Below are 18,440 nucleotides of genomic sequence, written 5' to 3' on the forward strand. Positions count from 1 at the left end.
GCACCACACGAGCACTGTGACCAAAATCACAATGACCAAGAAACCCCATGTAACCGGCGGTTAGGTCAAAGGAACACCAACTCACTTTCATGTATGGGTTGCGGACCACCCCCCGTCCCAGGGCAAGCTCATAGGTCGTGAGTCCAGGTCAGCAGTTATCGGATCGGTCGGCGCCGCCGCGCGCCCGGTCCCGGCGCGCCCGGCGTCCGGAGCGTCCCGCCCGGCAGGATCGCCCCGACCTCCCGCCGCGCCGCCCGCGCCAACCCGTGCTGACCCCCAAGCGCATCGCCATCATGGCCGTCACCGTGGCGGTGATCGCGGGGGGCACCACCTACCTGGTCAAGACCTCCATCTACAACAACAGCCTGCCGCCGCAGGTGATTGACCCGGCCGTGCTGGCCGGCGACTTCGAGAGCAGCCCCCAGCTCGACGCCCTGAAGGCGCACGCCGCCGCGGCGATCCAGAAGGAGAAGATCGAGGCCGACCGGGAGGGCCGCAAGCCCCTGGACCCGGCCAAGCGGCCGACGCAGGCCCCCGGCGGCGGCGGATTCCCGCCGATCGACTTCCCGACCGGCTCCAACCCCGACCCCGGCAGCAACAAGGCCCTCGGCAAGACCATGAACGAGGCCATGGGCTGGTCGGACGAGTGGGGCTGCCTGGAGAAGCTCTGGGACAAGGAAAGCGGCTGGAACGAGCGGGCGATGAACCGCTACAGCGGTGCTTACGGCATCCCGCAGTCGCTGCCCGGCAGCAAGATGGCCAGCGCCGGCAGCGACTGGCAGACCAACTCCGCCACCCAGATCAAGTGGGGCCTCGGTTACATCAAGAACCGGTACGGCTCGCCGTGCGGCGCGTGGGGACACTCCCAGCGGGTGGGCTGGTACTAGCGAAATCCAGGTCAGGGTTTCCTGATCCTTCGGCAAGGCGGATTCGCCCCCGCCGGTGAGCGGCGCACGCTTGCCGCATGGGTGTGAAGGTCAGCGTGGTGGTCTCGGTGTTCAATCCGGGGCCTTCGAACGACTCCTTCGACGCGTGCGTACGCTCGCTGCTGGAGTTGCCGCCGGACGAATATGAAGTGATCTTCGCGGACGACCAGTCCACGGACGGCACCGAGGCGCGCCTGGACGCGGTCGCCGCGGTCCGCCCCAACATCCGGGTGCTGCACCTGGAGCACAGCGGGTCGCCGCTCAAGGGGCGCAATTCGGGGCTCGCCGCCGCGCGCGGCGACTACGTGTTCTTCATGCACGCCCACGACCGGCTCGAACCCGGCTCGATGGTGAAGATGCACGCGAAGGCCGTGGAGACCGACGCCGACGTGCTGCTCGGGCGGCTGGCCCTGGACGGGCCGCCGCTGTCGGTGTTCAGCCGGAACCGGGATCGGGCGGATCTGCTCAAGGACCGGCTGCTGACCGTGCCGACCGCGCACAAGCTGTTCCGCCGCGACTTCCTGGAGGATCACCAGCTGCGCTTCGCCGAGCGGGCGCTGTCGGAGCACGCCTTCGTGCTGCACGCCTACCTGGCGGCGAAGGTGGTGGCGATCCTGGCCGAGCCGGTCTGCTGCCATGTGGCGCCGGGCGGGCCGGGGGAGCCGGAGGATCCGCGGGAGCTGGTCTCGGGGCTGCGGGCGCTGATGGACATCGTGGACGCGCAGACGCAGCCGGGGGCGCAGCGGGATCGGATCAACGCCTACCTGTTCCGGGTGCTGGCGCTGCGGCGGCTGGGCGGCGCGCGGTTCACCAGCGGCTCGCCGCCGCGGCGGACGGCCACGTTCACGCAGCTGCGCGAGCTGGCCGCCGATCGGTTCCCGGCGCGGCTGGATCCGTACCTGCCGGTCTACCAGCGGGCGCGGGTGGCGCTGCTGCGGGCCGGGCGGCAGGCGGAGCTGACCGATCTGGCCTGGGAGTCGAAGGGGACCCGGCTGCGGGCCCGGCTGTCGGACGTGCGCTGGGAATCGAGCGTGCTCACCCTGTCGCTGACGGTGGAGATCGTCCGGGCGAACGGCTCGCCGCTGTGGTTCCGGCAGGAGAACGGGCGGCTGCTGTGGACGCCGCCGGTGGCCATCGACGGGCTGCTCGATCCGGAGCTGGCCGATGTGACGGAGGCCGCGGCGAACGCGCGGATGGAGGTGTTCATCCGCAATCCGGACACTGGCGTCAGCTTCTTCCTGCCGGTGACCAGCGAGGTCGACCAGAAGGTCGTGGGCGAGCGGGTACGGCTGCGCGCGGTCGGCGCGGCCCGGCTGGACGTGGGCACGGCCGCGCTGGGCGCTCCGGTCGATCCGGGGGTGTGGGAGGTGCACGTCCGGATGCGGGGCACCCATCCGGCGCGGAGCCGGGTCGGGCGGCCGGACTCGGGCATGAACGTGGCCGGGGTGCTGGCGGACTATCCCCGGCGGCTGGTGGTGCCGTGCTGGTCGGAGCTGGGGGAGCTGAGCGTGTGCGTGGAGCCGCGGTCGTTCCCCGAGTCGATCGCGCTGGTGTCGCCGGGGGTGTCGGTGGCGCGGCGGGACGGGCACGTGTATGTGGCGATGCCGGTGCCCTACGTGCCGCCCAGCGGGGGGCCGATGGTGGAGCTGCTGCTGCGGCAGAAGGGCGGGCGGGGGCGGACGATCGTGGTTCCGGCGCTGGTGGAGCCGGGGGTGCCCGGGCGGCTGGCCGGGCAACTGGTCGCCAAGGTGCCCGTCCGGCGGTTGAGCGGGGCCGGGGTGCTCGGGCCGGGAACGTGGCGGCCGCGGTTGCGGATGGACGACAAGGTGGTCGATCTGCGGTTCGGGCTTGAGGTCAGCCGGGCGGGGCAGGTGCGGGTGCTGCCCGTGGAGCCCGCCGCTAAGCCGTCCCTGTTCCGGCGGATCGCCCGGCGGTTGTCGAGGTCCTAGCGTGCGCTCCAGCCGCCGTCGAGGGGGATGGAGACGCCGGTGATGAACGAGCCCTGGGGGGAGCAGAGGTAGGCGACCATCTCGGCGACCTCCTCGGGCTCGATCAAGCGCTTGATCGCGGCGGGCTGGAGCATGATCTGCTCGACGACCTCGGCCGGGTCGATGCCGTGGCTCTCGGCCTGGGCGGCGATCTGGGCCTCCACCAGGGGCGTACGCACATAGGCCGGGCTCACGCAGGTGGAGGTCACGCCGAAGGACGCCCCTTCCAGGGCGATCACCTTCGACAGCCCTTCGAGCGCATGCTTCGCCGTCACGTACGCGGATTTGTACGGCGAGGCCCGCAGGCCGTGCACCGACGAGATGTTGACCACCCGGCCCCAGCCCTGCTCCTTCATGTGCGGCAACGCCGCCCGGACCAGCTGGAACGGCGCCTCCACCATGACCTTGAGGATCCGGGCGAACACCTCAAGCGGGAACTCCTCGATCGGCGCGACATGCTGGAACCCCGCGTTGTTCACGATGATGTCCGGAAATATCCGGACCTCGTCGGGGGGTGACGGCGCCGTCCAGTCCGCGCTCTCCTGGGCGTACGGGCTGCGCGCGACCTGATCGCGGATCGCCGCCATGAACCCGGGATCCGACAAATCCACGGTCACCGGAGTCCCGCCCAGTTCGGCCGCCACCTTCTCGGCCGACTCGGCATGCAGATCCACGACCACGACATGCGCCCCGGCCGCCGCCAGCCGCCGCGCGCACGCCCGCCCGATGCCACTGCCCGCACCGGTGACCAGTGCGGTACGTCCCGCTAGATCCCCGTTCATACTCGTCATGCTCGCAGAATCTAGGCGGCGTTCCGGAGGCCGCCCATGGGGTTGGCCGACATACTCCCGTATCGCACTATGTGGATGGATAAGTCATCGACAGGACGTCCAGGGCCTGGTCCAGCTGGGCTTCGGTGAGAGCGCCGCCGGCCACGTGGCCGCGCTCGATGACGACCTGGCGGATGGTCTTACGTTCGGCCAGGGCCTGTTTGGCGATCTTCGCGGCCTCCTCGTAGCCCAGGTAGCGGTTGAGGGGGGTGACGATCGCGGGGGAGGATTCCGCGTACTCCCGGAGGCGTTCGGTGTTGGCCGTGATGCCGGCGACGCAGCGGTCGGCGAGCAGGCGGGAGACACTGGCCAGCAGCCGGATCGACTCCAGGACGTTGCGGGCGATCACCGGGAGCATCACGTTGAGCTCGAACGCGCCGGACGCGCCGGCCAGGGTGACCGTGGTGTCGTTGCCGATCACCTGGGCGGCGACCATGGTGACGGCCTCGGGGATGACCGGGTTGACCTTGCCCGGCATGATCGACGAGCCGGGTTGCAGGTCGGGCAGGCTGATCTCGGCCAGCCCGGCGCGCGGCCCCGAGCCCATCCAGCGCAGATCGTTGGCGATCTTCATGAGCGACACCGCGACGACCTTCAGCGCGCCGGAGAGCTCGACCAGCCCGTCCTGCGAACCCTGCGCCTCGAAGTGGTTCCCGGCCTCGGTGAACGGCAGGCCGGTGGCCCCGGCCAGTTCGGCGATGACCTTTCCGGCCCAGGCCCGGTCGGGGGTGTTGATCCCGGTTCCGACCGCCGTGCCGCCGAGCGGGAGTTCGGCCACCCGGGGGATCGTGCCCAGCACGCGGTCGATGCCGTGCTCGATCTGCGACGCGTAGCCGCCGAACTCCTGGCCGAGCGTGACCGGGGTCGCGTCCATCAGATGAGTGCGGCCGGATTTGACCACATCGGCGAATTCTGTGGACTTGGCGACGAGGGCGGTCGCCAGATGCTCCAGGGCGGGCGTGAGATCGTCTGTGAGGGCTTGGACGGCTGCTATGTGGATAGAGCTCGGGAAGACGTCGTTGGAGGACTGTGCGGCGTTAACGTGGTCGTTGGGGTGGACCGGGCGGCCCAGCCGTTCCTCGGCCAGGGTGGCGATCACCTCATTGGCGTTCATGTTGGACGAGGTGCCGGAACCGGTCTGGAACACGTCCACGGGGAAGTGATCGTGCCACTGGCCTTCGGCCACCTCGTTTGCGGCCTCCCGGATCGCCTCGGCCAGGTCTTGGTCGAGCAGGCCGTACTCGGAATTGACTGTGGCGCAGGCGGCCTTGATGCGGCCGAGCGCGGCGATATGGGAGGGTTCGAGGCCACGGCCGGAGATCGGGAAGTTCTCCACCGCGCGCTGGGTCTGGGCCCGCCATTTGGCCTCGGAGGGCACCCGTACCTCGCCCATGGAGTCATGTTCGATCCGCGTCATGACTCCAGTATCAAGAACCTCCGGACGGCCTCTCCAAAGTGGGGGCGAACGAGGCGAAGACCGCGTCCCGTTCCGGGGCGGACTTCTCCCATTCGGATTCGAGCGCCTGCCAGGAGATCGCGTACGTGGCTCCGCCGGGCACGGACACCCAGCGGCACAACACCCGGACGGTCTTGCCGCCGTCCTCGTAGGTGAACTCCCAGTCGGCGGTGTCGGTGCCCGAATACGGGCTCGGCTGGACCGGGGCGATCCTGATCAGCTGGTAGCCGGGGTACTCACCGTCCTGCTCGCGCGCCGCCTCGACCGCCTGGATGGCCTCGACCAGGTCGGCCGGACGCTCGGGGACGACCTCCACGCGCATCCGGTTCAGACCCTTGCCGAACGTGATGCCGTCCTCGTCACCCTTGGGCTCGGCGAAACGGCTCGGATAGTCGACGGTGAAGCCGTTGGAGTCCTCGTGGTGCTTCAGGGCAGGGTCGGGGGCGGCCTTTGCGCTGCTGGGACTGCTGGTCGCCCGAGCCGGGCGCTTCAGCTGGGTGGCGTCGTCGGCGCTCGCGCCGAGCGCGTTCATCGCGAACACCGCGATCGCGGCGGCCGCCAGGACGACCAGCGCGATCGCGATGATCAGCGCCGCCTTGCGGCCGTTGCGTCCCTGCTTGGCCGGGGGCCCGCCCTGCTTGGACTGCATAGCGAACAGGTCGGTGCCCAGCCCCTGCGGCGGCATTCCGCCGCCGGGCGGCGTCAGCCCCGCCGGGATGGGTACGGCCCGCGTCGCCGAATCCGGGCCGATCCCCAGCGGAGCCACCATCGGCGGCACCTGCGGCACCTCGCCCTGCGGATAACCCTGCTGCGGGTATTGCGGCTGCTGTTGCGGTACGGGCGGGGGCTGGCCGTACATGGGCATGGCCGGCGGACCCGGCTGGTACTCCGGCGGCGGAGCGTAGCCCGGTGCCGGATGGGCGAAGGGCGGAGGGGCGGGCTGGTTCTGGAGAGGCGCCGGGCCGGGCGGCGGCGGAGGCTGCTGCGGGCGCTGCGGAGCGCCGGGCAGCGGGAGCGAGCTCGGGGTGGCGTCGTTGTCGGGCGGGAAGACGCGCTTGCCCGGCAGCCGTCCCCCGACCGTCGTGTCCTCGGCGGACGACTTCTTGACGACGGTCGGCGTGTCGGCGGCGGGCATTTCCGCCACTTCCGGAATGAGCGCTCCGCCGGGCGAACGGGCGATCACGACCGTGCGATCAGTTTCGTCCGATCCCGCACCCGGCACCGGCGCGGGTGGCGGCGGTGGGCTCGCGGGCCGAGGCGCCTGCGGCGGTGGCATGGGCGGCGGTGGGCTCGCGGGCCGGGGGGCCTGGGGCGGGGGCGCCGCAGGCCGCATCGGCGGAGCGACGGGCTCGCCCGGCAGGCGGATCGAAGTCGGGGTGTCGGCGATCGTGCGCAGCATCACCGCCGCGCGGTCCGGGGTCAGCCGGAGCGTGTAGTCCTTCTCCAGCAAGCCCTCCAGCACCGGCCGGAGCGGCCCGGCATGCGTGGGCGGGTCACAGCTCTCGGTCATCAGCGCGGTGAGCGTCTCGGCGACCGACCGCCGCTCGTACGCGGGACGGCCCTCCACCGCGTAGTACAACGTCGCGCCCAGCGCCCACAGGTCGGACTCCGGCCCGGTGTGGTCGCCCCTGGCGCGTTCCGGCGCCGTGTATCCGGGTGAACCGATCACCATCCCGGTCTGGGTGAGCGCGCTGTCGCCGATCGACTTGGCGATGCCGAAGTCGGTGAGCACCACCCGGCCGGTATCGGTGAGGATCACATTGCTGGGCTTGACGTCCCGATGCAGGATGCCCTGGGCGTGCGCGGCCCGCAGCGCGCCGAGCAGATCGTGGCCGATCTCGGCCACCAGCCGGAGCGGCAGCGGCCCCTCCGCCTCGATGACCCCCTCCAGCGAGCGCCCCTCGACCAGCTCCATGATGATCCACGGCACGCCCTCGAACTCGATCGCGTCGTAGATCGTGGCCACCGACGGGTGGCGCACCCTGGCCGCGGTGCGGCCCTCACGGATCATGCGTTCTCGCAGCTCGTGGCGTTGCTCGGCGGTCAGACCCGAATCCTGCCTGATCTCCTTGACCGCGACGTCGCGCCCGAGCGAGCGATCGACGGCACGCCAGACGGTGCCCATGGTGCCGCGACCAAGGGGTGTGATCAACTCGTAGCGCTCAGCGAGCAGCCTGCTCTGCATGAGTAGAAAGATAGCGATTCTTCCTTGAGTATCGCTTTCTGATCACTTGCGAATTTTCATCGGCGAAGCCGCCGGGGCCAGAACCGGCGGGGAAGCACCATCTTCAGGAAGTTGGAAAGGGCTCGCGAGAAAGGGCTCGGAGTCACCTCGTACTCCGCCGGTTTGCGGTGCACGCCCTCGCTCGGGCGGCGGCGCTGGGCGGGCACCGGCACGGCGGCGATCTCGCCGGTGTGCGGTTCGCGCGGGTAGACCGGCAGGGGAGACGGGCGCGGCGCGGGCCGGGGCAGCGGGCGCGCCTCAGCGCGGTGCTGCCCGCGATGCGGTGGTTTGCGGGTCGCCGACGGGAACACCGGCGGCCCGGACGGGCGAGGCGTGCGATGCGGGGTGATCGGCTCCTCGGCGGAGCCGCCCGCGGCCACCCGGGCCAGCATGAGGGCGGCCCGGACCGCGTCGAGGCGGGCCTCCGGGTCGATCTGCAGCAGGCCGCGCAGCACCGGGGCCAGCGGCCCGGCCCGCTCCATCGGGATCGGCGCGCCGCTGGTCAGGGCGGCCAGCGCGGCGGCAGCCGTACGGCGGCCGTGCAGGCCCCGGCCCTCGACGGCGGTGTACAGGGTGGCGCCGAGCGACCACAGGTCGGCGGCGGGGCTGGCCTTGTCGCCCAGCACCCGTTCCGGCGCGATGTATCCGGCCGAGCCGAGCACGATCCCGGCCTGGGTGATCGAGACGTCGCCCTCCAGCGCAGCCAGCCCGAAGTCGGTCAGCACCGCCCGGTCCTCGGTGACCAGCACGTTGCTGGGCTTGACGTCCCGGTGCAGGATGCCCTTGGCGTGCACGGCGCGCAGCGCGCCCAATACCTGGCGGCCGATCTCGGCCACCCGCTGCGGGTCCTGCGGGCCGCTGTTCTTGACCAGCTCCTCCAGCGACTCGGCCTTGAGTAACTCCATCACGATCCAGGGCCGGTCGTCCTCGGTGATGACGTCGAAGACCGTGATGACGGAGGGGTGGGCCACCATGGCGGTCGCCCGGCCCTCCCGTTCGGTCCTGGCGCACAGTTCGGCGCGCAGATCCTCGTCCAGGACCAGCGGCAGCCGCACCTCCTTGACCGCGACATCACGGTCAAGAAGCTCATCGCGGGCACGCCAGACGGTCCCCATGCCGCCGCGTCCCACCGGCTGGAGCAGCCGGTAACGCGCGGCTAACTGGTATCCGGACGGCGCGCGCATGGGTGGCAGCTTACCCATTTCGGTACACGTGCCTGTAGACACCTGGCCGAATAGTTGTCGAGATCTTCTGTCAAATCCGGTCAGGACGGTCGTTCAACGCCTGCCGATGGTCAACACCGGGCCTGTGGTGTCCTGGAAGAAGTCCTGACCCTTGTCGTCCACGACGATGAAGGCGGGGAAGTCGACGACCTCGATCCGCCAGACCGCCTCCATCCCAAGTTCCGGATATTCCAGGACTTCGACCTTTTTGATGCAGTCCTGCGCGAGGCGGGCGGCCGGGCCGCCGATCGAACCCAGGTAGAAGCCGCCGAACTTCTGGCACGCCTCGGTGACCTGCTTGGAGCGGTTGCCCTTGGCCAGCATGACCATCGATCCCCCGGCCGCCTGGAAGCGCTCCACGTAGGAGTCCATCCGGCCGGCGGTGGTGGGGCCGAAGGAGCCGGAGGCGTACCCTTCGGGGGTTTTGGCGGGTCCGGCGTAGTAGACGGCGTGATCCTTGAGGTACTGCGGCATCTCGCCGCCCGCGTCCAGCAGGTCGGCGATCTTGGCGTGCGCGATGTCGCGGGCCACGACCAGCGGGCCGGTCAGGCTGAGGCGGGTCTTGACTGGGTACTTGGTGAGCTCGGCTCGGATTTCGGACATGGGCCGGTTGAGATTGATGCTGACCACGTCGTCGGAGAGGTGCTCGTCGGTGGTATCGGGCAGGAAACGCGCCGGGTCGGTCTCCAGCTGCTCCAGGAACACGCCCTCCGGGGTGATCTTCGCCAGGGCCTGGCGGTCGGCGGAGCAGGAGACCGCGATCGCCACCGGGCAGGACGCGCCGTGCCGGGGCAGGCGGATCACCCGGACGTCGTGGCAGAAGTACTTGCCGCCGAACTGGGCGCCGATGCCGAGCTTCTGGGTGAGCTCGAAGACCTTCTTCTCCATCTCCAGGTCGCGGAAGCCGTGCCCGGCCGGGGATCCTTCGGTGGGGATGCTGTCCAGGTAGCGGGCGCTCGCGTACTTCGCGGTCTTCAGCGCGTGCTCGGCGCTGGTGCCGCCGACCACGACCGCGAGGTGGTACGGCGGGCACGCGGCCGTGCCGAGCGAGCGGATCTTCTCCTCCAGGAACTGGAGCATGCGCTTCTCGTTGAGGACGGCCTTGGTCTCCTGGTAGAGGAAGGACTTGTTGGCCGAGCCGCCGCCCTTGGCCATGAACAGGAGTTTGTAGGTGTCGTCGCCCTCGGCGTACAGCTCGATCTGGGCGGGGAGGTTGGAGCCGGTGTTCTTCTCCTCCCACATGGTCAGCGGGGCCATCTGGGAGTAGCGCAGGTTGAGCTTGGTGTAGGCGTCGTAGACGCCGCGCGAGATGTGCTCGGCGTCGCGGCCGTCGGTGAGCACGTGGCGGCCGCGTTTGCCCATGACGATCGCGGTGCCGGTGTCCTGGCACATGGGGAGCACGCCGCCGGCCGAGATGGAGGCGTTCTTGAGCAGGTCAAGCGCGACGAAACGGTCGTTGCCGCTCGATTCGGGGTCTTCGATGATCTTGCGGAGCTGGGCGAGGTGGGACGCCCGGAGGTAATGGGAAATATCGTGAATCGCGGTTTCGGTGAGCAGCCGGAGCGCCTCCGGGTCGACCTCCAGGAACCGGCGCCCCGCCCCCTCCACGACCCGCACCCCCTCCGCGGTGATCAGACGGTATTCGGTCTCGTCCGCGCCCAGCGGCAGCAGGTCGGTGTAGTCGAACTCGGGCATCGTCCTTGATCCTCCGTGCGGGGTGTCCACTCGCCGTTCACTGTACGACCCCTCGCTCCGGCCGCAGGCCGATGAGTATCCCGACAATCACGAGGGCCGCTCCCGCGAGGTCCGCGACGGACGGCACGCCAAGGCCGAGTACGACTCCCGTGCCGATCGCGCCAACTGGGATCATCCCGGCGAACAACCCCGCCTTCCCCGGGCCGAGCCGGGGCAACGCGCTGTACCAGAGGAAGAACGCGACCGTTGTCACAATCAGTGCCAGATACCCCAGTCCGAGCGCTTCCGCGAGCGTTGGGACTCGCAGGATCCCCGTCCCGTCGAAGACCACCCCGAGCACGAGCAGCGATGGCACGGCCAGCGCCGCAGAATACGCCGACACTCTGATCGCCCCCAACTTCGGCAGCAGCGGCAACGCCAGCAACGAGAAGCACACCTCGCAGGCGAGCGCGCCCAACGCCCATAGCAGCGCGGCCGGGGTCCCCGATCCCAGCCCGGTCGCGAGGGTGGCCCCCGCCACCACCACGGCGGCGGCGATCAGGATCCGCCTGGACGGCGGCGTCGGCTTGGCCCGGCTCAGCATGGCCGGGATCGGCGCACACAACGCCAGCGCCAGCGGCACGGTCCCAAGAACGGTCCCGACCAGCGCGGGACCCGCATGCCGAGCAGACTCGATCACGCAAATATTGAAGATCACAAGCCCGGTGAGCGAGAGCAACACAAGCAGCACCCGATCCCGCGAAGTCAACCGCTCAGCCCGGAACCGCCTTGTGTCCATGGCCTGAGCCACCACGAACAGGACCACGGCGGCGACCGCGTAGCGGACGGCCTGGCCGCCGTAGAGCGGGTAGTTCTGGATCACGTCGGAGACGGCCGCGAGGGTGCCCACCATGAACATCGCGCTCGTGGCCATGGCGACGGCCTGGAGGTCTAGGGCGTGGGCTGTCTTGATATCCGTGGTCATGTCGCACGATGCTAGGGATGTAATGGTTCTCGCTAGGAGTCCAATTATGTGCGGGAATTGAGGACCAATTGGCTGATCTTCATGTGGAGATCGATCGGGAGGCCGGGGGGATCGCGGGGCAGATCGCGCGGGAGTTGCGGGAATCGGTGCGGTGCGGGCGGCTTGCTCCGGGTGCTCGGCTGCCGGCGAGCCGGGATCTGGCGAGGGATCTCGGGGTTTCGCGCGGGGTGGTGGTCGAGGCGTACGAGCAGCTGGTCGCGGAGGGTTTTCTGGAGTCGCGGATCGGGGCTGGGACGCGGGTGGCGGTGACGGCGGGGCGTTCCGAACGGGAGCCTTCGGTCATTCCGCCGGAGGCGTCCTTTGCGCATCGGCCGACATCTCCGGATTTGGGGGCGTTTCCGCGGCGGGCCTGGTCGGCGGCGTTGCGACAGGTGCTGACCACGTTGCCGAACGATGGGCTGGATTACGGGGATCCGGGTGGGGTGCTGGAGTTGCGGGTGGAATTGGCCGCCTACCTCCGGCGGGTGCGCGCCGCCGACGTGACGCCTGGCGACATCGTGATCGTTACCGGGGTCGCGCAAGGGCTCAGCTTGCTGGTGACCGTGCTCGCCCAGGCGAAGGGCCGCCCGATCGTGCTGGCCACGGAATCGCCCACGAGCGCCCGCCAGGAACCCCTGCTCAGGCGCGCCGGAGCCGAACTCGTCGGGGTGCCGGTCGACGACGAGGGCGTGGATGTGCAGACGCTTACCCGTACCGGCGCTGAGGCCGTGCTGGTCACGCCCGCGCACCACTACCCGACAGGCGTGGTTTTGTCCCCGCGCCGCAGGGCCGAACTCGTCGCCTGGGCCGCCGCCACCGGAGCGACGATCATGGAAGACGACTACGACGCCGAATTCCGCTTCGACCGCGACCCCGTCGGCTGCCTGCAGGGCCTCGCCCCCGGCCACGTCGTCTTCGCGGGCAGCGTCAGCAAGGCCCTCGCCCCCGGTCTGCGCCTCGGCTGGCTCGCCGCCCCACCCGCCCTGGCCCGCGCGGTACGGCTAGCGCGCGCCGAACTCGACCTCGGCTCCCCGGTGATCGACCAGCACACGCTCGCACATTTCATCAGATCAGGCGGATACGAGCGACATCTCCGCCGCATGCGCCGCGAATACCGCACCCGCCGCGACGCCCTCGTCCAAGCCCTCGCCGAACACTTCCCCGACATCCGGGTTCGCGGCATCTCGGCAGGTCTGCACCTCTACGCCGAACTCGACGACCCCGCCATCTTCGCCCGCTCCGCACAGGCGCACGGCCTCGCCGCCGAAGTCGCGGGCGACGGGCTGGCGATCGGGTTCGCGCGGCTGCCGGAGCATCGGATCGCGGCAGCCGTTCGGGCTATCGCCCAGGAGGGCGGACCATGGCATGCGAGGGCCGACCAGGCGGGCCATGGCACGGGCTGATCGGGTGGGCTATCGGAGGGGAGGGCTGACCGGGCGCGCATCGAAACCCCGGGCCAGGACGATGATCGCGGCGGCCAGTACCAGCGGGGCGATGAACGCGATCCGCAGGTCGGCGGCGTCCGCGATGCCGCCCACCAGGGCCGCGCCGACGATGAACCCGACGTAGTTGAACATGTTGACCCGGGCGATGGCGATCCCCGTGCCCGCCGGATCCAGGCGTCCCGCCGCGGAGAAGGACTGCGGGGCGATCACCGACAGACCCACTCCGGTGAGGGCGAAACCGGCGATCGCCAGGGCCTCGCTGGGGGCGGCGACGATCGCCAGGAAGCCCAGCGTGGCCACCACCGCGCCGGTGCGGACGATCGCGACCGGCCCGAACCGGCGCACCGCGACATCCCCGCCGACCCGGACCAGGAACGTCGTCGCCTGGTACGCGCCCAGCGCCCACGGCACCAGCCACGCCTCCGACAGCATGATCTTGTCGAAGTAGACCGAGCCGAAATTGGAGATCGAGGAGTCGCCGACGTACAGGAAGGCCATCGCGAGGCAGAGCGGCAGGATCGGAGCCCAGGGGAAGCGGCCGGGGGCCCGCGTGGTGTTTTCGACGTGTTCTTGCGCTGGGGTGCAGAGCCAGTAGGACGCGATCAGGGAGATGGCGATGCCGGGGACCATGGCGATCGTGAAGGTCGGGCCGAGCGTGAGGCCGGAGTCGGCGGCCAGGGAGGCCCAACCGGCGCCGATCACGGCGGCGGCGCTCCAGAGGGCGTGGAAGCTGGTCATCACCGGGCGGGCGTACCGGCGTTCGACGGCCGTGCCCTGCATGTTCATTCCGGCGTCGACGCCGCCGAGGCCGATTCCGAACAGGACCAGGGCGCCGATCAGGAGGGGGACGTTCGCGGCGAATCCGCACAACGCCACCGCCACGCAGGCCAAGGGCTGGACCGCGCGGAGGATCCAGCGGCTGCCGTACCGGGCGGCGAGGGCGCCCGCGAGCACGCTGCCGACGCCCGCGATCACGGGGACCACCAGCAGGAGCAGGGTCAGTTCGCCCTCGCTGAGGCGGTGCTTCTCCTGGAGGGCCGCGACCTGGGTGAGGAGCGTGGCGAAGGTGAGACCTTGGACGAAGAAGACGGCGAAGGTGGCGAGCCGTGCCTGCCGGTCTCGTGGGGAGGGGGCCACGATGCCTCCGTTAACATGAGGGGCATTCAAGATTTCCGTCAGGCTAGGGGTGCCGGAGACGGCGGTCAACGGGTGTGCTGAACCCTGGGGTCAGCGCTTAGGCTCAGGGCGTGAGCAGTGAGTTCCGCGATTTCCGCGACTGGATCGCCGCCTGGGTGGCTCCCCGCGACATCAGCGGCCCCAGGCCCCAGGACCTGCGCGCCTCGGACGCCGACCGGGAGCGAGTGATCATGGCGCTCACCGACGCGGTCGCCGACGGCAGGCTCTCGCCCGATGAGCACGAAGAGCGCGTCGAGGCGGCCTACCGGGCCCAGACGCTGGGCGGGCTCGCCGAGCTCACCCGCGACCTGCTGCCTCCCGAAGACCAGCCCATCGTCATGCACGACCGCCCGGTCATGGCCTTGTTCCGCACCGAGAACCGGGGCGGACGCTGGGTCGTCCCCGCCAAGATCCCGGTCACCTCGTTCGGCGGCAAGGTCAACATCGACCTCCGCGACGCCCTCCTGGCTTCGCACCGCGTGGTCGTCCAACTCGCCGTCATGGGCGGCACGGTCACCTTGCTCGTCCCCGACGGCGTCCTCGTCACCCCCGCCCCCGGCGCCCGCGTCCGCTCCTTCAAGAACGAAACCCGCCCCCCGGACTCCCCTTCCCCGCCGATCATCGAACTCGCCGGTTTCGTGTACGGCGGCAAGGTCATCGCCCGCTGCCCCAAACCCCCCAAACGGGGATTCTTCCGCCGCTGATTCCCTGGCAACCACCGCGATGGCGGGGGCGGGCGGAGCCCGAGAGGTGGGTGGAGCTCCACGGCAACACCCAGCACCCGCTGCCGTTCTTGGCGCGGTATAGCGAGAACCACCACCGCCGCGAACAGTGCCGGATAACGGTGAGCCCGGCGGGCTGCGTCTCCGTTGGTGGTCTTTAGAGGGCGGTGTCGAAGTTGATGGCGCTGTAGGCGCCGAGTTTCCAGAGTTGGTGTTCGCTTTCGATCTTGCGGATGGTGCCGGAGCGGCCGCGCATGACGAGCGAGTGGGTGACGGCCGCGCCGCCTCGGTAGCGTACGCCGCCCATGAGCTCGCCGTCGGTGACGCCGGTCGCGGCGAAGAACACGTCGTCGGAGCTGACCAGGTCATTGGTGAGCAGGACCTGGTCGAGGTCGAGCCCGGCGTCCAGGGCGCGGCGGCGCTCGGCGTCGTCCTGGGGCCAGAGCTTGCCCTGGATGACCCCGCCCAGGCACTTCATCGCGCAGGCCGCGACCGTGCCCTCGGGGGTGCCGCCGATGCCGAGCAGCAGGTCCACGCCGGTGCCCGCGCGGGCCGCCATGATCGCCCCGGCCACGTCGCCGTCGGTGATGAACTTGATCCTGGCCCCGGTCTCCCTGATCTCCTTCACGATCTGCTCGTGCCGGGGCCGATCCAGGATGACCACCGTCACATCCGATGGTTTGCCGCCCTTCGCCCGGGCGACCGCGCCGATGTTGTGCGCCACCGGAGCGTTGATGTCCACGGAGTCGGCCGCTTCCGGGCCGGTGACCAGTTTCTCCATGTAGAAGACGGCGGACGAGTCGTACATGGAGCCGCGCGGGCTGACCGCGATCACCGAGATGGCGTTGTTCATGCCCAGCGCGCACAGCCGGGTGCCGTCGATCGGATCCACGGCCACATCACACTCCGGCCCGGTCCCGACCCCGACCTCCTCCCCGTTGAACAGCATGGGCGCGTTGTCCTTCTCGCCCTCGCCGATCACCACGACCCCGCGCATCGACACCGTGTTGATCAGCTGGCGCATGCTGTTGACCGCTGCGCCATCGGCTCCGATCTTGTCTCCGCGCCCCACCCACCGGGCGCTGGCCATGGCCGCCGCCTCGGTAACACGTACGAGCTCCAACGCCAGGTTCCGGTCCGGCACATGATCCCCAGTCGCCAGCACACCGGGGACAGCCGTCTGATCAGCCATGATCGAACTCCTTCACATGGTGCTTCCCTACCCAGCAGCGACACATTCGATCGTAATTGCCCCCTTCCAGCCGACCACGACCGGCTTCCCCCACACGCCCTGAACGGCTCAGCGAGGCTCTTCGGGAGGGTGATCAAGGTGGGGAACTGATCAGCTGAGCCGGGGCGCGGGCGCGCGAATGCCGATCAAGGCGGCCGTCCGGCGCTTCCTCGAGGCTTCGCGAGGCTTCCGTGAGGCTAGTTGTCGCTTCCGCGAGCTTTCCGAAGTTTCCGCCTTACGGGTCCGCTTCACGAGCTTCTGCTTCACGAGCTTCTGCTTCACGAGCTTCTGCTTCACGGGCGTCGTGGGGCTTTCCGGAGCGATAGTTGGGTCTTCCCAAAGGGCTGTGAGGGCCGTCTAGAGCGAAGGTTCGGTCTCGTGGAGTGACGGTGGAGGATAATCTCGCCACCATGAGCAGCGACACGAGCGCCACCGAACGATCGGTCACCGTGCGCACGTCCGAGCGCGGCGCCGCCACCCGCGGCGCGCTTCTCGACGCCGCCAGGGAGATCTTCATCACCAGCGGCTTCGCCGACTCCGGGGTGACCGACGTGGTGCAGCGGGCCGGAGCCAGTGTCGGCAGCCTCTATCATCACTTCTCCGGCAAAGCCGACCTCTATCGGGCGCTCTTCGAAGACTTCCAAACCCGGCAGACAAACCGCACCAAGCAGGCCGTCCAGCTCGCCCGGCTCTCCGGGGAATCCGACCCCATGCCGCTGTTCCTCGCCGGAGCCCGCGCCTACCTCGACGGCTGCCTGGCCGAACGCGACCTCGCCGCCCTCTTCCTCCGGGGCGACGGCCCGCCCGGCTTCGAGGTCATCATGCGCGACCGCCTCCGCCAGTGGGCCCGCCGCAACGCCACCCTCTTCGAGAACGAGGACGCCCTCGTCGTCGTCATCACCGGCGCCCTCGCCGCCGTCGTCCAGGAACTCACCCTCTCCGACGACCTCGAAGCCGCCAGCCGGATGGCCGAAGACGCCCTCCTCATCATCAGCCGAATCCGCCCCCACTGACCCCGCCCGGTAGTCTCCATTGGCGTGCGCCAATTCACCCAGGGTTTCTACGGCTACGCCTTCGCATTGTTCGTCTGCCTATTGGCAGCAGGCGCGTTCCTCCTGATCACCCCGCAAAGCCGGACCCAGCACATTCCCCGGGTGGACTTCAGCATCGACACCGCGAACGCGGCCCGTCTCGCGCCCTACCGGGTCGAAGTCCCCCGCCAGGTCCCCACCGGCTGGACCCCCACCAGCTCCCGCGTGACCCAGGACCAGAACACTCTGACCTGGCGCCTCGGCTTCGCCACCGCCAACCAGATGCACGCCATGCTCGCCCAGAGCAACGAAACCCCCACCGCCGACTTCGCCGCCCGCATGGCCAACACCGCCACCATCACCGGCACCCAGCAAATAGCCGGCACTACCTGGCAACAACGCTTCCGCGAAGACAAAAACCAACGCTCCCTAATCCGGATCCTCCCCGACCACACCATCATCATCACCGGCTCCGCCGACTGGCCCGAGCTAACAGCCCTAGCCACCACCCTCACCCCCGCCCCCAAACCCGCAGCCTCCTAACTGGTCCCCAGCCCAGCGTGAACTTGACCAACCAAGATCCAGGGGCGATGGCCTTTTAGCAGGTCCCCAGCCCTCGCCGATTTGTCAGCATTTGTGCGCTGTGCTTCGGTCACAGAGCCCGGCATTCGCAGGTGGTCATCAAGCTCCGTGCAAGCAGCGGCCTCTCCAATGACGCTATGGAGAACATTTCTCCGGCGATAAACGGAGGAAGAGGACATGACCAACCCGGTCCGCTACATCATCGCCAGCGTCATCGTCGCGCTCATGATCGCGACCGCCGTCGCAGGCTTCCAGGGCTTCTTGAACCCGCCCGGAATACTCCTTGCGATCGGCCTCGGAATCTCCGGCCTCTACAAACTCTTCGAGTCACGCACGCCGTCCGACGAGGAGCCCGCCCCCGGCGAGCAACTCGGGCCCACCTGCAGATAGTTCCGGTCCAGCGCGGTCTTTGTCGGCCGGATGGTCCCGAGCGCGGGAGCGCCCGTCTGGCGGGATGGTTAAGACCACGCCACGAATGCCGCTGCCGCTTCGTCGGACGTGCCCGGAGGCAATGCCAGCCTGGGGGTTTGGGTTAGAAGGGGGCTTCGTCGGAGGTGTTGGGGTGGGGGGTTTCTCGTTGGGCCAGGGCGGCGGCTAGTTTGGCTCGGGCGCCCTGGAGCCATTCTTCGCAGACGGCGGCCAGTTTTTCGCCGCGTTCCCAGAGTTCGATGGACTGCTCCAGGGTGAGGCCGCCGGTTTCGAGGCGGCGGACCACCTCGGTGAGCTCCTCGCGCGCCTGCTCGTACGATGGGGTCTGCTTGTCCTGGGCCACAGCACCACCCTAAGACCTGCCCCGTAAGTCGGGGCAGTCCGGGGTAACAGGCATGCCGCTCCGGCGTGGTCCCTGCACCGCGAACGCGGGTCGGAGCTCATCCGGGGTTGACATGCCGCACGTTCCGGCACTTCGC

At 69.6% G+C, this 18,440-nt stretch carries 16 protein-coding genes; 7 read left to right on the forward strand and 9 right to left on the reverse strand.

Annotated features, from left to right (window positions below):
- The first annotated feature begins 137 nt into the window (after window positions 1-137).
- Both ABGB08_RS48615 and ABGB08_RS48620 read left to right on the forward strand, forming a co-directional pair.
- Entirely contained in the window at window positions 138-887 is a 750-nt protein-coding gene (locus tag ABGB08_RS48615; protein ID WP_347605416.1) for a lytic transglycosylase domain-containing protein, read from the forward strand.
- Window positions 888-964: 77 nt separating this feature from the next.
- Complete coding sequence (locus tag ABGB08_RS48620; protein ID WP_347605419.1) at window positions 965-2,875, forward strand: glycosyltransferase family 2 protein; 1,911 nt, start codon at window positions 965-967, stop codon at window positions 2,873-2,875.
- On the opposite strand, the gene ABGB08_RS48625 is transcribed toward ABGB08_RS48620, so the two are convergent.
- From ABGB08_RS48625 to ABGB08_RS48650, 6 genes are all read right to left on the reverse strand, one after another.
- Window positions 2,872-3,705 (reverse strand): 3-hydroxybutyrate dehydrogenase, encoded by an 834-nt coding sequence (locus ABGB08_RS48625; RefSeq protein WP_347605422.1) that lies wholly within the window; start codon window positions 3,703-3,705, stop codon window positions 2,872-2,874. The genes ABGB08_RS48620 and ABGB08_RS48625 overlap by 4 nt on opposite strands.
- 67 nt (window positions 3,706-3,772) lie before the next feature.
- Entirely contained in the window at window positions 3,773-5,161 is a 1,389-nt protein-coding gene (locus ABGB08_RS48630) for a class II fumarate hydratase (RefSeq protein WP_347605425.1), read from the reverse strand.
- A gap of 10 nt (window positions 5,162-5,171) precedes the next feature.
- A complete protein-coding gene (locus ABGB08_RS48635) occupies window positions 5,172-7,385 on the reverse strand; it encodes a serine/threonine-protein kinase (protein ID WP_347605428.1) in 2,214 nt (737 codons plus the stop codon).
- 56 nt (window positions 7,386-7,441) lie between these two features.
- Entirely contained in the window at window positions 7,442-8,608 is a 1,167-nt protein-coding gene (locus tag ABGB08_RS48640; RefSeq protein ID WP_347605431.1) for a serine/threonine-protein kinase, read from the reverse strand.
- A 93-nt stretch (window positions 8,609-8,701) separates the two neighbouring features.
- Window positions 8,702-10,342: a fumarate hydratase gene (locus ABGB08_RS48645; protein ID WP_347605434.1), complete on the reverse strand. Its 1,641-nt coding sequence runs from the start codon at window positions 10,340-10,342 to the stop codon at window positions 8,702-8,704.
- A gap of 37 nt (window positions 10,343-10,379) precedes the next feature.
- Window positions 10,380-11,306: a DMT family transporter gene (locus ABGB08_RS48650; RefSeq protein WP_347605437.1), complete on the reverse strand. Its 927-nt coding sequence runs from the start codon at window positions 11,304-11,306 to the stop codon at window positions 10,380-10,382.
- A gap of 68 nt (window positions 11,307-11,374) precedes the next feature.
- Here ABGB08_RS48650 and ABGB08_RS48655 point away from each other — a divergent pair, with 68 nt between their 5' ends.
- The gene (locus ABGB08_RS48655) at window positions 11,375-12,748 is read left to right on the forward strand and encodes a PLP-dependent aminotransferase family protein (protein ID WP_347605442.1); all 1,374 of its coding nucleotides are present in this window, start codon (window positions 11,375-11,377) and stop codon (window positions 12,746-12,748) included.
- 9 nt (window positions 12,749-12,757) lie between these two features.
- On the opposite strand, the gene ABGB08_RS48660 is transcribed toward ABGB08_RS48655, so the two are convergent.
- On the reverse strand, window positions 12,758-13,927 hold the full coding sequence (locus ABGB08_RS48660; RefSeq protein WP_347605445.1) for an MFS transporter: 1,170 nt from the start codon (window positions 13,925-13,927) through the stop codon (window positions 12,758-12,760).
- A gap of 110 nt (window positions 13,928-14,037) precedes the next feature.
- Between ABGB08_RS48660 and ABGB08_RS48665 the strand changes: the two genes are divergently transcribed.
- Window positions 14,038-14,670, forward strand: coding sequence for a DUF1707 domain-containing protein (locus ABGB08_RS48665; RefSeq protein WP_347605448.1), 633 nt, complete (start codon window positions 14,038-14,040; stop codon window positions 14,668-14,670).
- Between the two features lie 175 nt (window positions 14,671-14,845).
- On the opposite strand, the gene glpX is transcribed toward ABGB08_RS48665, so the two are convergent.
- Window positions 14,846-15,880, reverse strand: coding sequence for a class II fructose-bisphosphatase (glpX, locus tag ABGB08_RS48670; RefSeq protein WP_347605450.1), 1,035 nt, complete (start codon window positions 15,878-15,880; stop codon window positions 14,846-14,848).
- 449 nt (window positions 15,881-16,329) lie between these two features.
- On the opposite strand from glpX, the gene ABGB08_RS48675 reads away from it, so the two are divergent.
- From ABGB08_RS48675 to ABGB08_RS48685, 3 genes are all read left to right on the forward strand, one after another.
- Window positions 16,330-16,932, forward strand: coding sequence for a TetR/AcrR family transcriptional regulator (locus tag ABGB08_RS48675; RefSeq protein ID WP_347605453.1), 603 nt, complete (start codon window positions 16,330-16,332; stop codon window positions 16,930-16,932).
- Window positions 16,933-16,956: 24 nt separating this feature from the next.
- Complete coding sequence (locus ABGB08_RS48680) at window positions 16,957-17,493, forward strand: DUF4245 domain-containing protein (RefSeq protein WP_347605456.1); 537 nt, start codon at window positions 16,957-16,959, stop codon at window positions 17,491-17,493.
- A 216-nt stretch (window positions 17,494-17,709) separates the two neighbouring features.
- The gene (locus ABGB08_RS48685) at window positions 17,710-17,922 is read left to right on the forward strand and encodes a hypothetical protein (protein ID WP_347605459.1); all 213 of its coding nucleotides are present in this window, start codon (window positions 17,710-17,712) and stop codon (window positions 17,920-17,922) included.
- A 142-nt stretch (window positions 17,923-18,064) separates the two neighbouring features.
- Here ABGB08_RS48685 and ABGB08_RS48690 read toward each other — a convergent pair whose 3' ends face one another.
- A complete protein-coding gene (locus ABGB08_RS48690; protein WP_155354797.1) occupies window positions 18,065-18,304 on the reverse strand; it encodes an exodeoxyribonuclease VII small subunit in 240 nt (79 codons plus the stop codon).
- Between the last annotated feature and the right edge of the window lie 136 nt (window positions 18,305-18,440).

Origin of the sequence: Acrocarpospora sp. B8E8 (assembly GCF_039871605.1) — a bacterium.
Classification (GTDB): Bacteria; Actinomycetota; Actinomycetes; order Streptosporangiales; family Streptosporangiaceae; genus Acrocarpospora; species Acrocarpospora macrocephala.

Excerpts from the sequence above, each read along its gene's own strand:
- ABGB08_RS48620 (WP_347605419.1), top strand. The coding sequence starts at position 965 with ATGGGTGTGAAGGTCAGCGTGGTGGTCTCGGTGTTCAATCCGGGGCCT.
- ABGB08_RS48625 (WP_347605422.1), bottom strand. The coding sequence starts at position 3,705 with ATGACGAGTATGAACGGGGATCTAGCGGGACGTACCGCACTGGTCACC.
- ABGB08_RS48630 (WP_347605425.1), bottom strand. The coding sequence starts at position 5,161 with ATGACGCGGATCGAACATGACTCCATGGGCGAGGTACGGGTGCCCTCC.
- ABGB08_RS48635 (WP_347605428.1), bottom strand. The coding sequence starts at position 7,385 with ATGCAGAGCAGGCTGCTCGCTGAGCGCTACGAGTTGATCACACCCCTT.
- ABGB08_RS48640 (WP_347605431.1), bottom strand. The coding sequence starts at position 8,608 with ATGCGCGCGCCGTCCGGATACCAGTTAGCCGCGCGTTACCGGCTGCTC.
- ABGB08_RS48645 (WP_347605434.1), bottom strand. The coding sequence starts at position 10,342 with ATGCCCGAGTTCGACTACACCGACCTGCTGCCGCTGGGCGCGGACGAG.
- ABGB08_RS48650 (WP_347605437.1), bottom strand. The coding sequence starts at position 11,306 with ATGACCACGGATATCAAGACAGCCCACGCCCTAGACCTCCAGGCCGTC.
- glpX (WP_347605450.1), bottom strand. The coding sequence starts at position 15,880 with ATGGCTGATCAGACGGCTGTCCCCGGTGTGCTGGCGACTGGGGATCAT.
- ABGB08_RS48675 (WP_347605453.1), top strand. The coding sequence starts at position 16,330 with ATGAGCAGCGACACGAGCGCCACCGAACGATCGGTCACCGTGCGCACG.
- ABGB08_RS48685 (WP_347605459.1), top strand. The coding sequence starts at position 17,710 with ATGACCAACCCGGTCCGCTACATCATCGCCAGCGTCATCGTCGCGCTC.